Raw genomic sequence first — 15,877 nt, forward strand, 5'->3', positions numbered from 1 at the left:
TGGATGGTCGTGCCCTGCGGGCCATGGCGTGTACATGTCGGGACACCAGGCACTGCTACGAGGTCGGTCATGACGGGAGACATCGCGCCGTGAGCAGCGGGGATGATTGCGTTTCTTGATGTTTCGGCTACAGCCTCGCGGTTGAGCACGCCGATGCCCCGCACGACTGCCTAGTTGATCGAGGGCTCGGGGCACCCGATGAAGTGGTCGGGTGCCCCGATTTCCCGATATGCCCACGGTGTGCGCCGCCCTCGGCCGTTCGGGTCGGCTCGATGCCATGGACCGTAGATTTCAGCCCATGGCGCGCGGGGTGGGCCGTGCGCTGGCGAGGCAGATGCCGACGGATCGGCGGCCTCCCGCACGCCCGCATGTGGCATGGCTTCGGGTGTGTGGATGCGTAGCTGGACAAACATCACCAGTCTCACCCGTCACAGAAGTCGGCGCTGCGCCGCAATGCCAGCAAACTTGTGGCACGTGTCCTGTATTTCTGAGGCCACGACGACCTCTTTGTGGCCGTGGTGCGCGACACGCGCGAACACGTTCGGCGGTATCGGAATCTAACATAACGATTCGATAACAATCGATGTCTGATCTGCGATGTTATACCTACTCGACCGTAACCACCTGCATGCAGCGCGTTTGATTCGGCGGTCAGTAGCCAGCGTGCGGCCTGCTGTTACGTAAGCGGTGGTTACTCTCGCGTAGAACTCGGCAGTAACTATTACGCCAGAAGAAATCGTCACCCCTCTTATGACACTCTTAAATCCAGACCTGCGGTGATGGTGCCTATGAACGTGCCTCAACGCTCCCGATCGACAAGGACGACGACACGGGCGCGGCTGGATTCATGACTGATGGAAAGACGGGTAGCGGCGACGTGACGATCAACGAATACGACAAGGTGACCAGCTCTGAGGACCCCGACGCGAACAGTGCGGTCGATCCCGGTCCCAGCGCGGGTCCCGCGCTGATCGACCGCCTGGAGTCCGGTGAGCCCTACGCAGTGGCCTTCGGCGGCCAGGGCAGCGACTGGCTGGACTCGCTCGCGGAGCTGGCGGCCTCGGCCGGTATCGAATCGGAGCTCGCCACCCTTGCCGGCGAGGCCGAGCTGCGCCTGGAGCCCGTCGCCAAGGAACTCGTGGTGGTGCGCCCGGTCGGCTTCACGCCGCTGACCTGGGTGCGTGCGCTGACCGCTGAGGAGCCGGTACCCGCCGCTGCCCAGCTGACCTCGGCCGCGGTCTCCATGCCCGGCGTGCTGCTGGCCCAGCTTGCCGCCGTCCGCGCGCTGAAGATCCAGGGCCTGGATGTGGCCCAGCTTCCGCCTGTCGCCGTCATCGGGCACTCGCAGGGCGTGCTCGCCGTCGAGGCGCTCAAGGCGCACGGCGATCGCGATGTCGAGCTGCTGGCCATCGCCCAGCTCGTGGGTGCCGCGGCCACCTTGGTCGCGCGCCGCCGCGGCATTGTGGTGCGCGGTAACCGCACCCCGATGGTGTCGGTGACCAATGTCGACCCCGAGCGCATCAAGGCGCTCCTCGACGAGTTCGCCCAGGATGTCCGTACCGTTCAGCCGCCCGCGCTGTCCATCCGCAACGGTCGCCGCTCCGTTGTCATCACCGGCACCCCCGATCAGCTGTCGCGTTTCGAGCTCTACTGCGAGCAGATCGCCGATCGCGAGGCCGCTGAGCGTAAGGACAAGGTGCGCGGAGGCGCGGTGTTCAGCCCTGTCTTCGACCCGGTCAACGTGGAGGTGGGCTTCCACACTCCGCGTCTGGCCGACGGTGTCGAGATCGCCGGCCGCTGGGCGGCCGCCGCGGGACTGGACGTCGAGCTGACCAAGGCACTGACCGAGGCCATTCTCGTCACCCCGGTGGACTGGGTGAACGAGGTGAACCACGTCGCCGACGCCGGCGCCCGTTGGATCCTGGATCTTGGTCCCGGAGACCTGCTGACCCGGCTGACCGCGCCGGTGATCCGTGGCCTGGGGATCGGGATTGTGCCCACCGCCACGCGCGGGGGTCAGCGCAACCTGTTCATGCACGGCGCGGTTCCCGAGGTTGCCCGGGCCTGGACCAGCTTCGCGCCCACGGTGGTGTCGCTGCCCGATGGTTCGGTCAAGCTTTCCACTAAGTTCACCCGTCTCACCGGACGTTCGCCCATCCTGTTGGCGGGCATGACGCCGACAACGGTTGACGCCAAAATTGTTGCGGCCGCCGCGAACGCGGGTCACTGGTCCGAGCTTGCCGGTGGTGGGCAGGTCACCGAGGAGATCTTCAGCGGCCGCATCGAAGAGCTGACCTCCCTGCTCGAACCCGGTCGCCAGATCCAGTTCAATTCACTGTTCCTGGATCCCTACCTGTGGAAGTTGCAGGTGGGCTCGAAGCGCTTGGTGCAGAAGGCCCGTCAGGCCGGTGCCCCGATCGACGGTGTCGTGGTGACCGCAGGCATTCCCGAGCTGGAAGAAGCCGTCGCACTCATCGACGAACTCACCGACATCGGCTTCGCCCATATCGTGTTCAAGCCGGGCACGGTTGAGCAGATCCGCTCGGTGGTGCGTATCGCCGCCGAGGTGCCCACCCGACCGATCATCATGCACGTCGAGGGTGGCCGCGCCGGAGGGCACCACTCCTGGGAAGACCTGGATGACCTGCTGCTGGCCACGTATTCGGAGCTGCGCTCGCGTTCCAACATCACCGTCTGTGTCGGTGGTGGAATCGGAACTCCCGAGCAAGCTGCCGAATACCTCAGTGGCCGTTGGGCGTTGAAGTTCGGTTTCCCGTTGATGCCGGTCGACGGCATTCTCGTCGGTACTGCGGCCATGGCCACGCTGGAGGCCACCACCTCGCCGTCGGTCAAGCAGATGCTTGTCGAGACCCAGGGCACACCTGAATGGGTTCCCGCCGGAAAAGCCCAGGGCGGCATGGCCTCCGGGCGCAGCCAGCTGGGCGCCGACATCCACGAGATCGACAACGCGGCCTCGCGCTGCGGCCGCCTACTCGACGATGTTGCCGGTGATGCCGACGCGGTGGCCAAGCGTCGCGACGAGATCATCGCCGCGATGGAGCTGACTGCCAAGCAGTACTTCGGCGATGCGGCCGAAATGACGTATGCGCAGTGGCTGAACCGCTATGTGGAGCTGTCCATCGGTGACGGCGACAGCACCGCCGATACCGCCGTGGCGCACTCGCCGTGGCTGGACATCACGTGGCGCGATCGCTTCGAGCAGATGCTCAAGCGCGCAGAGGCGCGGTTGCACCCCAAGGAATCCGGTCCCGTCGAGACGCTGTTCGCCGACGAGGCGCTGCTGGAACGCCCTGCCGATGCCATCGCGGCACTGCTGCGGCGCTACCCCGAGGCGGCGGGCATCAAGCTGCACCCGGCTGACGTCCCCTTCTTCGTCGCGCTGTGCAAGACACTGGGTAAGCCCGTCAACTTCGTACCCGTCATCGACAAGGATGTGCGTCGTTGGTGGCGCAGCGACTCCCTGTGGCAGGCCCACGACGCGCGCTACACCGCTGAGCAGGTATGCATCATCCCCGGCACCGCTGCGGTGGCCGGGATCACCCGGGTCGACGAGCCGGTGGGCGAGCTGCTCAACCGTTTCGAGCAGACCGCGATCGACGAGGTCGTGGCAACCGGTGCCGAACCGTTGCCGGTGCGCTCGCGGCTGCGTCGCCGCTGGGATGTCGAGGGCCCATTGGCGACCGTCCTGGATGCCCCAGATGTGCTGTGGTCCGGGCGAATTGCCGTCAACCCGGTGCATCGGATCGCCCCGGATGGTGCCTGGCAGGTCTTCGAGGACCGCACCGCGTCGCACCCGTCGACCGGTGCACGCCTGGAGGTCACCGGCGACGACTCGGTGCGTCTGAGCGTGCCGCTGTCCGGCATCTGGGTCGACATCGATCTGACCTTGCCTGCCACCACTCGCGACGGTGGTACCCCGGTGGTCACCACTGAAGCTGCGGGCGCCGCCATGCGGACCGTGCTCGCGGTTGCCGCCGGTGCCGAGGATCCGGCCGGCCTTCCGCTGGTGGAAAACGGCACGGCACATGTTGTCGCACAGTGGGATCCGGAGCGCGTTGCCGACCACACCGGCGTTACCGCCGTCCTTCCGGCGCCGCTGGCGCCCGGGTCGTCGACCGTGCCCGACGCGCTGGTTGGCCTGTGCTGGCCCGCGGTGTTCGCCGTGATCGGTGATGCCAAGACCGCGGACGGTACGGGCGTCATCGAGGGTCTGCTCTCGCTGGTGCACCTGGACCATGCCGCCCACCTGATCGCCGCTCTCCCCGCTGAAGCAGCCGAACTGTCTGTTACTGCAACGGCTTCTGTGGCGACCGACACCGAGGTCGGCCGGGTTGTACCGGTTGACGTGACCGTGGCGGCAGCAGATGGCACCGTGTTGGCGACGCTGCAGGAGCGCTTTGCGATTCTGGGCCGCAACGGGGCGGCCGAACTCACCGACCCGGTCCGTGCCGGTGGTGCGCTCTCCGAGCACGAGGCGGACACCACTCGTCGCCGCCGTCGTGACGCAAAGATTTTCGCGCCCACCGACATGCGGGCGTTCGCGGTGGTTTCGGGCGACCACAACCCGATCCATACCGATAAGTCGGCCGCGCTGCTGGCCGGACTGGGATCACCGATCGTGCATGGCATGTGGCTTTCGGCCGCCGCGCAGCACGTGGTCACCTCGGCCGACGGCTCCAGCACTCCGCCGCGCACGCTGGTCGGTTGGACCTCGCGGTTCCTGGGGATGGTGCAGCCGGGAGACGAGGTTGACGTTCGGGTTGACCGTGTCGGAATCGATTCCGGCGCAGAGGTTGTAGAGATCCAAGCCAAGGTCGGCAGCGACCTGGTGATGTCTGCGACCGCTCGGCTCGCAGCCCCCAAGACGGTGTACGCCTTCCCGGGGCAGGGCATCCAGCACAAGGGCATGGGTATGGACGTGCGTTCACGTTCCAAGGCCGCCCGCAAGGTCTGGGACAACGCCGACAAGTTCACCCGCGAGCGTCTCGGCTTCTCCGTGCTGCATGTGGTCAAGGACAACCCGACGAGCCTCATCGCCGGTGGCGTTCACTACCAGCACCCCGAGGGCGTGCTGTACCTGACGCAGTTCACCCAGGTGGCGATGGCCACTCTGGCCACCGCGCAGATCGCCGAGATGAAGGAATCCGGTTCGTTCGTCGAGGATGCGATCACGTGTGGTCACTCCGTCGGCGAGTACACCGCGCTGGCGACCGTCAGTGGCGTCATTCCGCAGGATGGTCTGCTCGAGGTGGTGTTCCACCGCGGGTCGGCGATGCACGACATCGTGCCGCGAGATGAGCAGGGGCGCAGCAACTACCGCCTCGCCGCGATCCGCCCGTCGCAGATCGGGCTGGAGGACGCCGATGTCAGCGCGTTCGTCGCGGGGATCGCCGAACACAGCGGAGAATTCCTGCAGATCGTGAACTTCAACCTGCGTGGCTCGCAGTACGCCATCGCCGGAACAGTGCGCGGCCTGGAGCTGCTGGAGGCCGAGGTCGAGAAGCGTCGCGAAGAGTTCGGTGGCCGGCGCTCCTTCATCATGGTGCCGGGCATCGACGTGCCGTTCCACTCCGAGGTGCTGCGGGTCGGCGTTGCCGAATTCCGCCGTTCGCTGGAGCGGGTGCTGCCCATGGACGGCGACCCGAACCTGATCATCGGGAAGTACATCCCGAACCTGGTGCCCAAACCGTTCACCCTGGATCGTGAATTCATCCAGGAGATCCGGGATCTGGTTCCCGCCGAACCGCTCGACGAGGTGCTGGCCGATTACGACACCTGGCGCAACGAGAAGCCGGTGTTGTTGTGCCGCAAGGTGCTTATCGAGCTGCTCGCCTGGCAGTTCGCCAGCCCGGTGCGGTGGATCGAGACCCAGGATCTGCTCTTCACCGAGGAGGCCGCCGGCGGCCTTGGTGTGGAGCGCTTCGTTGAGGTGGGCGTGAAGTCCATGCCGACCGTCGCCGGTCTGGCCAACAACACCCTGAAACTGCCCGAGTACAGCCACAGTTCGATCGAGGTGCTCAACGTCGAGCGCGATCACGCGGTGCTGTTCGGAACGGACAGCGATCCCGAGCCCGAGCCTGAAATCGAGGAGCCCGCGGAAAGCACCGCGGCCGCGGCGTCTGCCGAGGCTGCACCGGCCGCAGCGCCTGCCGCTCCTGCGGCGCCGTCGGGCGGCCCGCGTCCGGAGGACATCGGCTTCGACGCCTCCGATGCGACGCTTGCGTTGATCGCGCTCTCGACGAAGATGCGCATCGATCAGATCGAGCCGGTGGACTCCATCGAGAGCCTCACCGACGGTGCGTCCTCGCGTCGTAACCAGCTGCTGGTCGACCTGGGCTCCGAGCTGAACCTGAGCGCTATCGACGGTGCCGCCGAGGCGGACCTGTCCGGATTGCGGGTACAGGTCACCAAACTGGCGCGTACCTACAAGCCGTTCGGCCCGGTGCTTTCGGACTCGATCAACGATCAGCTCAAGACGGTCTTCGGCCCCTCGGGTAAGCGTCCGGCCGCCATCGCCGAGCGGATCACCAAGACTTGGGAACTGGGTCCGGGCTGGGTCAAGCACGTGACGGTCGAGTTGGCGCTGGGCACCCGTGAGGGCACCAGCGTCCGTGGTGGCGACCTCGGCGGCCTGGCACCGAGCACGCTGGCGGACGGTAATGCCGTCGATGCCGCGATCGACGCCGGTGTTGCGGCAGTGGCCGCGCGCCGTGGCGTCGGGGTATCTCTGCCCTCGGCCGGTGGAGGCGGCGGTGCGACCGTCGACGCTGCCGCGCTGAGCGAGTTCACCGACCAGATCACCGGTCGCGACGGCGTTCTCGCCTCGGCTGCACGTCTGGTGCTCGACCAGCTGGGTCTGTCGGCCCCGATCGCCACCTCGGACGGTGCGACCGATACCGAGCTCATCGAGCTGGTTTCGGCCGAATTGGGTTCGGACTGGCCGCGTTTGGTGGCACCGAGCTTCGACGGCAAGAAGGCCGTGGTGTTCGACGACCGCTGGGCCAGCGCCCGCGAGGATCTGGCGCGCCTGTGGATCACCGAGGAAGGTGAGATCGACAGCCAGTGGGCACAGTTGGCCGAAAGCTTCGAAGGTGCCGGGCATGCCGTTGGCGCTCAGGCCAATTGGTGGCAGGGCAAGTCGCTGGCACAGGGCCGTAACGTGCACGCTTCGCTGTACGGGCGGATCGCCGCCGGCGCCGAGAGCCCCGAGCAGGGCAAGTGGGGCGGCGAGGTCGCGGTGGTGACGGGTGCTTCCAAGGGCTCGATCGCGGCATCCGTGGTCGCGGCGCTGCTGTCCGGTGGCGCGACGGTCGTCGCCACCACCTCGCGTCTTGACGAGGACCGGCTGGCGTTCTACCGCAACCTGTACCGCGAAAGCGCGCGGTTCGGCGCCAAGCTGTGGGTGGTACCGGCCAACATGGCCTCGTACGCCGATATCGACGCGTTGGTGCAGTGGGTGGGCACCGAGCAGTCCGAAAGCCTTGGGCCGATGTCGATCCACCTCAAGGACGCGCAGACCCCGACGCTGTTGTTCCCGTTCGCCGCACCGAAGGTGGTCGGGGACCTGTCGGAAGCCGGTTCGCGTGCCGAGATGGAGATGAAGGTGCTGTTGTGGGCCGGGCAGCGGCTCATCGGTGGCTTGTCGGCCATTGGCGCGGAGCGCGATATCGCCTCGCGTCTGCATGTGGTGCTGCCGGGTTCGCCGAACCGCGGCATGTTCGGTGGCGACGGCGCATACGGCGAGTCCAAGGCGGCGCTCGATGCACTGGTCACCCGCTGGAAGGCGGAGTCGTCGTGGGCGTCGCGAGTCAGCCTGGCGCACGCGCTGATCGGCTGGACCCGGGGCACCGGGCTGATGGGTCACAACGACGCCATCGTCACCGCCGTCGAAGAGGCGGGTGTCACCACGTACTCCACCGCGGACATGGCATCCATGCTGCTGGCGCTGTGCTCACCTGAAGCACGCGTGCAGGCCGCACAGACACCGGTCGAGAAGGACCTCACCGGTGGGCTGGCCGAGGTCGAACTCGACATGGCCGAGCTAGCCGCCAAGGCCCGCGAGGACATGGAGGCCAAGGCGAAGGCCGAGGCCGCCGCGTCCGCCGAGGAGGAGGACGACCCGAACCTCATTGCGGCACTGCCGTCTCCGCCGCGCGGTTACACCTCGACGCTGCCTCCGGAATGGGCCGACCTCGATGTCGACCCGGCCGATCTGGTGGTCATCGTCGGCGGTGGCGAGCTGGGCCCGCTGGGCTCCTCGCGTACCCGCTACGAGATGGAGGTCGACGACGAACTGTCGGCCGCCGGCGTGCTGGAACTCGCGTGGACCACCGGACTGGTCAAGTGGGAGGACGATCCCGAGGCCGGTTGGTACGACACCGAATCCGGTGAACTGGTGCCGGAATCGGAGTTGGTGGAGCGTTACCACGACAAGGTGGTCGCCAACATCGGTGTCCGCGAGTTCGTCGACGACGGCGCGATCGACCCCGATCACGCTTCGCCACTGCTGGTTTCGGTGTTCCTGGACAAGGACTTCACCTTCACGGTGTCGACCGAGGCCGAGGCTCGCGAGTTCGTGAAGTGGGACCCCGAGCACACGGTGATCGAGCCGTTGGCGGATGGCAGCGACTGGCAGGTGACCCGCAAGTCGGGTACCGAGGTTCGGGTGCCGCGCAAGACCAAGCTGTCGCGGACCGTGGGTGCCCAGATTCCGACCGGTTTCGATCCCACCGTCTGGGGCATCACCCCGGACATGGTCAGTTCCATCGACCGGGTGGCGCTGTGGAACATGGTCGCGACGGTGGATGCGTTCTTGTCGGCGGGCTTCACCCCGACCGAGCTGATGCGCTGGGTGCACCCGAGCCAGGTGGCCAACACCCAGGGCACCGGTATGGGCGGCATGACCTCGATGCAGACCATGTACCACGGAAACCTGCTGGGCCGTAACAAGCCGAACGACATCCTGCAGGAAGTGCTGCCGAACGTCGTTGCCGCGCATGTGGTGCAGTCCTACGTCGGTTCCTACGGCTCGATGATCCACCCGGTGGCCGCGTGCGCCACCGCGGCGGTGTCCGTCGAGGAAGGCGTCGACAAGATCCGCCTCGGCAAGGCACATCTGGCACTGGCCGGTGGGTTCGATGACCTGACGCTGGAGGCCATCATCGGCTTCGGCGACATGGCCGCGACCGCCGACACCGAGATGATGCGGGCCAAGGGCATTGCGGACAAGCGGTTCTCGCGGGCCAATGACCGTCGTCGCCTCGGGTTCGTCGAGGCGCAGGGCGGCGGCAGCGTGCTGCTGGCACGCGGTGATCTGGCGCTCAAGATGGGTCTGCCGGTGCTCGCGGTGGTCGCGTACGCGCAGTCGTTCGGTGACGGTGTGCACACCTCCATCCCGGCTCCGGGTCTGGGCGCGCTCGCGGCCGGACGCGGTGGCAGGGATTCGGATCTGGCGCGCTCGCTGAACAAGCTGGGCGTCACCGCCGATGACATCGCCGTGATCTCCAAGCACGACACGTCAACGCTCGCCAACGATCCCAACGAGACCGAGCTGCATGAGCGGCTCGCCGCCTCGCTGGGGCGCTCGGATGGTGCGCCGCTGTTCGTCATCTCGCAGAAGAACCTGACCGGCCACGCCAAGGGCGGCGCTGCGGTGTTCCAGATGCTTGGCCTGTGCCAGGTGCTGCGCGACGGCGTCATTCCGCCGAACCGCAGCCTGGACTGTGTGGACGATGAACTGGCCACCAGCCAGCACTTCGTGTGGCTGCGCGAGTCGCTGCCGCTCAAGGAGAAGCTGCCGTTGAAGGCGGGTCTGGTGACAAGCCTGGGCTTCGGTCACGTGTCGGGTCTGGTCGCGCTGGTGCATCCGCAGGCGTTCATCGCCTCGCTGCGTCCGGAGGATCGTGAAGACTACGAGAAGCGCTCGCGTGGGCGTGTTCTCGCCGGACAGCGTCGCCTGGCCTCCGCCATGGCCGGCGGCCGCCCGATGTACGAGCGGCCGGACGGACGTCGCTTCGACCATGACCACGATGAGTCGGAGAAGCGCCAGGAAGCGTCGATGCTGCTTGATCCAGGTTCGCGCCTGAGTGAGGACGAGGTCTACCACCGGTGATTGTCGGTATCGGGATCGACCTGGTCACCATCTCCGAGTTCGGAGAGCAACTAGCGAGTCCCGGAACGGCTTTCGGGTCCGCGTTCACGCCGGGGGAGCGGCGCGACGCGGCCTCGAAGACTGGTGGAGAGGCGCGCTACTTGGCTGCCCGCTGGGCCGCTAAGGAAGCCGTCATCAAGGCGTGGTCGGGGTCGCGGTACTCGCAGCGGCCGGTGTTACCGGAGAACATCCACCGGGACATCGAGGTCGTGACGGACACCTGGGGCCGCCCCCGTATACGGCTTTCCGGGGCGATCGCCGAGTACCTCGCGGATATGACGGTGCATGTGACTCTGACGCATGACGGCGACACCGCGGCGGCATTCGTCGTTCTGGAACAGGAAGGCGAATCGCCTTCCTAGCGTCGAGTGTGCGGATACAGCTGGTTTTCGCGCAGATATCGACTTGATTCGCACACTCGCCCCGGCCGGATATGGATTCGGTCTGTTAAGAAGTGCCTATGCCGGTTCCGGAATTCGTCATCGAGTTGCGTCGACACATCGGACATGCGCCGCTGTGGTTACCGGGCGTGACCGCTGTGGTCATTCGGGATGAACAAGTGCTGCTGGTCAAGCGGGCCGACAATGGCGCCTGGACGGCGGTAACCGGAATCGTCGACCCCGGCGAGAATCCGGCCGACTGCGCCGTCCGGGAAGTGCTGGAAGAGGCGGGCATTCGCGCGATACCCCGGCGGCTGGTGTGGGTGCATGTGACCCGGCCGATGGTTCATGTCAATGGGGATCACGCTCAGTACTTGGACCACGTGTTCCGAATGGACTGGGTTGCCGGATCACCCTTTCCCGCGGACGGCGAGAACGATGCCGCGCAGTGGTTCGATATCGCCGCGATGCCGGACATGACGGTGGATATGCGCCGCCGGATCGAACTCGCGGCGGACACCGACAGCGCCGCCACGGTTTTCGATATCACTGACCCGCAGGACTAGGAGAGCGGTGCATGCTCTGTTGAGGCGGCCGGGGCGATGAGAAATGTCGCGGCAAGTCCCAGCGCGAGGAACGCCGCGGCTAGGTAACTGCCCAACTCGACTCCATGGGCCATCGCCTGGCGCGCGGCATCGGCGACGGCCTCGGTGTGGGGTTGACGCGCGAACCCGTCGATGGCAGCACCCGCACTGCGGACGACCGCACGGGTGAGCGCATCGGATTGATCGGCTGGCACCCCGGTGGACGCGAGAGTGCTGCTGAGCCGTGCGCTGATAGCGCTGAAGAAGGCCGTCGTCAGCACGGCGATCCCGAGGGCCGAGCCCAGCTGCCGGAACACGCTTTGCATGCCGGAGCCTTGACCGGAGCTACGTTCGGGTACATCGGCGAGCACCACGTTGGTCACCTGAGCGGTGGCGAATCCGATGCCGATCCCATACACGAACAGCGCCGCAGCGATGGCCCACCAGGTGCTGTCGGGCCGGGCGATGTAGCCGAGCGCCGCCAACCCCACTGCCTCCAGCGCCAGCCCGATGCGCACCAATCCCAACGCCGAGATACGTGACGTCATAGCGAAACTGGCGCCGCTGGCGACGAAACTGCCGAGTGCAATGGGTACCAAAGCCAATCCCGCCTCAACGGCGCTGTATCCCAACGCGAACTGCAGCCACAGCGGAAGGACGGCCACGATGCCGAATTCGCCCATCCCGATGATCAGCGTGGCGATATTGCCGTTGCGGAACGAGCCGATGGAGAAGAGCCGCACGTCCATCAGTGCGGTGGTCGGCTGCGCGGGATCGATATCGCGGGTCAGAGTGACCTGGCGGATGACAAAGGCGATGAGGGACAACGCTGCCAGGACGAGTGCGACGAAAACCGGTGATACGTCGAGCGTCCAGCGCATGCCGAGCACCTCGAAGGGTTCGGTGCTGCGGACCCACCCGTAGGTGCGACCGTCAATCAGACCGAAGGCGAGCAACCCCAGCCCGAGGATCGAGAACACCGCCCCGGCGACATCCACGCGTGCCTGAGTGCGCGGTGAGCGTGGGATGAACGCCAGTGCGCCGATACAGATCACCGCGACAAGCGGGATATTGATGCCGAAAGCCCAACGCCACGAGGCGTGTTCGGCGAGCCATCCGCCGAGCAGCGGACCCAGGGCCGTCGCGGCTCCGATGGTCGACCCCCAGACGGCGAACGCCTGGCCCCGGGCCTTTCCGGTGAACTGCGCATTGAGCAGTGCAAGCGACGTCGGCAGGATCAGCGCGGCCCCGGCACCTTGCAGGAAGCGGGCCAGTATCAACCAGCTTCCGGTGGTGGCCATACCGGCCAGCAAGCTCGTCACACCGAAAATCACTACCCCGGTAAGGAAGACGCGGCGGGCGCCGAGAATGTCAGAGAATCGTCCGACAAGCAGCAGCAGCGCCGCGAAGACGATTGCGTATGACTCCTGTACCCACTGCGCCTGTGCCGACGTGACGCCGAGGTCGCGCACGATCGAGGGGATGATGACGTTGACAATCGTCGTATCGACGACGATCAGCGCCACTCCCAATGCGATGGCGGCCAAGCCCAGCCACTTGCGGGCACCCTCTGGCACGGACGTCCTCAACGGCCTGAGGCTTCAGAATCGCTCTGATCCCATGCCGCAACGGGCAAGGTCAGATAGACGCCGGCAGTCTGTTCGTCCTCGATGACGTTTCGTACCGCGTCGTGGATTGCCTCGGCGCGACGCTGACGGTCCTGCGCTCGGTCGCTGAACCACTTCGACTTCACCTCGACGAGTACGTCGATGTCGAAACGGTCGAAGGGGCCGACCTCATGGAACCGGATCAGGACGTCACCGGGTTGTAGATGGTGGTCATAAGGTTCGTCCGTGCATTGCACCGCCAATGAGACCGCGTCGGGAAGGACTTCGGCGAGCCGTGCGCGAGTGCCATCTGTGACTGCGCGACCGCAGGTGATGTCGATCAGTGGCATCTGGTCTACACGGAGAGGTCGCGGCGCAGCTTCGCGACGTGTCCGGTGGCTTTCACGTTGTACTGCGCCACCTCGATCTTGCCCTTTTCGTCCACGACGAAGGTGGATCGGATGACGCCCTCGACGATCTTTCCGTACAGCTTCTTCTCGCCGAAGGCGCCGTATGCGGTCAGCGTCGTCTTATCGGGGTCGGACAACAGCGGGAAGTTCACGGCATCGCGTTCGCGGAACTTGGCGAGTTTCTCGGGCTTGTCGGGGGAGATGCCGATGACGTCGAGGCCCGCCTCGTTGAGCTGGGCGAGGCTGTCACGGAAGTCGCAGGCCTGTTTGGTGCAGCCGGGCGTCATGGCGGCCGGGTAGAAGTAGATGATGACCTTGCGGCCCTTGTAGGAGGACAGCGACACCTTCTTGCCATCGGCGTCGAGCAAGGTGAACGCCGGGGCCTTGTCGCCAACTTCGAGCCGCTTGGTTTCCGCCATGACCGATGCCTTTCTGTTGACCCGTACAGTTGTTGCCCTAGGGTAGTTGCTTGAGTTTCAACCGCGGACGTGGAGGAGTACACGTGGCCAGGGATCCCGAGGCAATCAAGGCCGATATCGATAAGGCCCGCGATCAGCTCGCGGCGACTGTCGACACCCTGAGTGACCGCGCAAATCCGCAGCGTCTGGCCGAAGACGCCAAGGCCTCGGTGCTGGCGACTCTCAATAAGCCAGCCATCAAATTCACCATTCTCGGTGTCGGCGCAGTAGTTGCCGCACTGGTGGCGCGCAAGGTTGTGCGCAAGTTCCGTCGCGACTGATTGCGCCCCACTCAGGCCGTAAAGCTGGCTCCGTCAATCACGAACCGGTACCGCACATCGCTCTTGAGGACCCGCGCGTAAGCCTCGTTGATCTGGGGTGCCTCGATCTTCTCGACCAGCGCCGCGATGCCCTTGTCTGCGCAGAAATCGAGCATTTCCTGGGTCTCGGAGATTCCGCCGATTGGTGAGCCCGCCCAGCGACGGCGTCCGAAGACCAGCGGTGAAGGCTTGAAGTTGATCGGATCCTCTGGCAAGCCCAGCTGTACCAGCGTCCCGTCCTTGTCGAGGAGCCACAGGAGGCCTTCGACATCGATCCCGTCGGAGACCGTGTTGAGGATCAGATCGAACGAAGACGCGAGCTTTGTGAAGGTGGCCGGGTCGCTAGTCGCGTAGTAATGGTCTGCGCCGAGGCTCAGGCCGTCCGCCTGTTTGCGCAGTGACTGGCTCAGCACCGTCACTTCAGCGCCTAGCGCGTGGGCGATCTGCACACCCATATGGCCGAGGCCACCAAGGCCAATGATGCCGACACGAGTTCCGGGTCCGGCCCTCCAATGATGTAGCGGGGAGTACATGGTGATTCCGGCGCACAGCAGCGGGGCGGCCTGATCGAGGGGAAGGGCATCCGGGATCTTCAATGCGAACCCTTCATCCACCACGATGAGATCGCTGTACCCGCCGTAGGTCGGCCGGCCGTCCTTGCCCACCGCGTTGTACGTGCCGATGAAGCCGCCCTCGCCGTTGCAGAACTGCTCTTCGCCTGATTTACAGTTGGCGCACTCACCGCAGGAGCCGACCATGCAGCCGACACCGGCGCGGTCGCCAACCTTGAACTTCTCGACCTCCGGGCCGACCTGGGTCACCACGCCGGCGATCTCGTGTCCGGGTACCACCGGGAAGCTGGCGGGACCCCAATGATTACTTACCGTGTGGATGTCACTGTGGCAGATTCCGGCCCAAACGATATCGATGACAATGTCTTTCGGGCCGGGTTCGCGCCGTTCGACCACAGTCGGGCGGAGTGGCTCCGTCGGCGAGTAGGCGGCGTAGGCAGGCACAGACAAAGTCACGAGGGGCTCCTCAAATCATGGTTCTGTGTGAATATGAGAAGCCTAGGAACTGGAGTGCACTCCAGGTCAAGCCGAAGGCGCGCAGGCTTAGAACTCGAAACGCAGGATGCGCGCGGAACGTCTCATCGACGGGCTGTATCGCGCCAGCCGTGACGATATCTGCAGCCACTTCGGAAAGAGTTCCACCTCGGGGGCGTCCACCAGGCTGAACTCTTCAACGAACCGCAGCTTCGGGTTCCAGCGCTCCGGGGTACGCGGATCGTCATAACCTTCGAACCCGCGCAGCTGATTGACCTTCTTGAACATCTTCTGTGGAAACAGCTTTGAGATCCACACGCCCACCACCATGCGGCCGTAGTCGTTGAATGCGAGCTGTCCGCTGGGAAAGTGATCGGTGACGGCTCGCATCGTGGCGATGATCTGCTCCTTGGTCAGGAACGCGAAGAACCCGTCGGCGACCACCATCGCCGGACGGTCCGAGGGTATTGCCTCGATCCACGTCGGGTCGTTGACCGACACCCCGATGGTGTGCTCACCGGTCCCCGGGGGCATGACTTCATCACGCAGCCTGGCCATCCCGGGCAGATCGACGCTGTACCAATCGACGGTAGGTGGCGGTTGGATGCGTCGATATCCGTCGTCGAGACCCGCTCCGAGATCGACCACCACCGCGTTGGGGTGCTTGACGATGAACCTCCGCACGCGATCATCGAGAAGTTTTGCGCGTAAAGAGGATTGGCATACCACGGGGGCTATTACCCCCAGTGCATCGAAGTCGTAGTCGATCGCGGCGACAGCGGCTGTCGCTCCCGGATCCGGAAGGATCGGTCGCTGCCAGCCGTCATTGACGGCCCGTGCCTTCAGGGTGAGAAAGGCGGTCTCTTCCTCCGGGGTGATTCCGCTGGTGTCGATGCCCATG

General features: G+C 65.5%; 9 protein-coding genes. 4 read left to right on the forward strand and 5 right to left on the reverse strand.

Annotated features, from left to right (window positions below; translation table 11 throughout):
• The first annotated feature begins 877 nt into the window (after window positions 1-877).
• From AOT83_RS04340 to AOT83_RS04350, 3 genes are all read left to right on the forward strand, one after another.
• A complete protein-coding gene (locus AOT83_RS04340) occupies window positions 878-10,132 on the forward strand; it encodes a type I polyketide synthase (RefSeq protein WP_057965178.1) in 9,255 nt (3,084 codons plus the stop codon).
• Window positions 10,129-10,533, forward strand: coding sequence for a holo-ACP synthase (locus AOT83_RS04345; protein ID WP_057965097.1), 405 nt, complete (start codon window positions 10,129-10,131; stop codon window positions 10,531-10,533). The genes AOT83_RS04340 and AOT83_RS04345 overlap by 4 nt, the downstream gene beginning before the upstream one ends.
• A gap of 98 nt (window positions 10,534-10,631) precedes the next feature.
• Window positions 10,632-11,117 carry an NUDIX domain-containing protein gene (locus AOT83_RS04350; RefSeq protein WP_030094973.1) on the forward strand — a complete coding sequence of 162 codons (486 nt, stop codon included), beginning with the start codon at window positions 10,632-10,634 and terminating at the stop codon, window positions 11,115-11,117.
• Here AOT83_RS04350 and AOT83_RS04355 read toward each other — a convergent pair.
• Genes AOT83_RS04355 through bcp form a run of 3 tightly spaced genes read right to left on the reverse strand, consistent with a single transcriptional unit; the run spans window position 11,114 to window position 13,571 of the window.
• A complete protein-coding gene (locus tag AOT83_RS04355) occupies window positions 11,114-12,712 on the reverse strand; it encodes a DHA2 family efflux MFS transporter permease subunit (protein WP_057965096.1) in 1,599 nt (532 codons plus the stop codon). The two genes, AOT83_RS04350 and AOT83_RS04355, sit on opposite strands and share 4 nt — an antisense overlap.
• 8 nt (window positions 12,713-12,720) lie before the next feature.
• Window positions 12,721-13,092: a hypothetical protein gene (locus AOT83_RS04360; protein WP_057965095.1), complete on the reverse strand. Its 372-nt coding sequence runs from the start codon at window positions 13,090-13,092 to the stop codon at window positions 12,721-12,723.
• Window positions 13,093-13,097: 5 nt separating this feature from the next.
• Window positions 13,098-13,571, reverse strand: coding sequence for a thioredoxin-dependent thiol peroxidase (gene bcp, locus AOT83_RS04365; RefSeq protein WP_030094976.1), 474 nt, complete (start codon window positions 13,569-13,571; stop codon window positions 13,098-13,100).
• An 83-nt stretch (window positions 13,572-13,654) separates the two neighbouring features.
• Between bcp and AOT83_RS04370 the strand changes: the two genes are divergently transcribed.
• Window positions 13,655-13,891, forward strand: a complete 237-nt coding sequence (locus AOT83_RS04370; RefSeq protein WP_030094977.1) for a DUF3618 domain-containing protein — start codon at window positions 13,655-13,657, stop codon at window positions 13,889-13,891.
• 11 nt (window positions 13,892-13,902) lie between these two features.
• Here the strand turns inward: AOT83_RS04370 and AOT83_RS04375 are convergent, their stop codons facing one another.
• Window positions 13,903-14,958 (reverse strand): NAD(P)-dependent alcohol dehydrogenase, encoded by a 1,056-nt coding sequence (locus AOT83_RS04375; RefSeq protein WP_030094978.1) that lies wholly within the window; start codon window positions 14,956-14,958, stop codon window positions 13,903-13,905.
• 87 nt (window positions 14,959-15,045) lie between these two features.
• On the reverse strand, window positions 15,046-15,876 hold the full coding sequence (locus AOT83_RS04380) for a class I SAM-dependent methyltransferase (RefSeq protein ID WP_030094979.1): 831 nt from the start codon (window positions 15,874-15,876) through the stop codon (window positions 15,046-15,048).
• Window position 15,877: the final 1 nt, after the last annotated feature.

This window comes from Mycobacteroides sp. H001 (assembly GCF_001440005.1).
Lineage (GTDB): Bacteria > Actinomycetota > Actinomycetes > Mycobacteriales > Mycobacteriaceae > Mycobacterium > Mycobacterium gwanakae.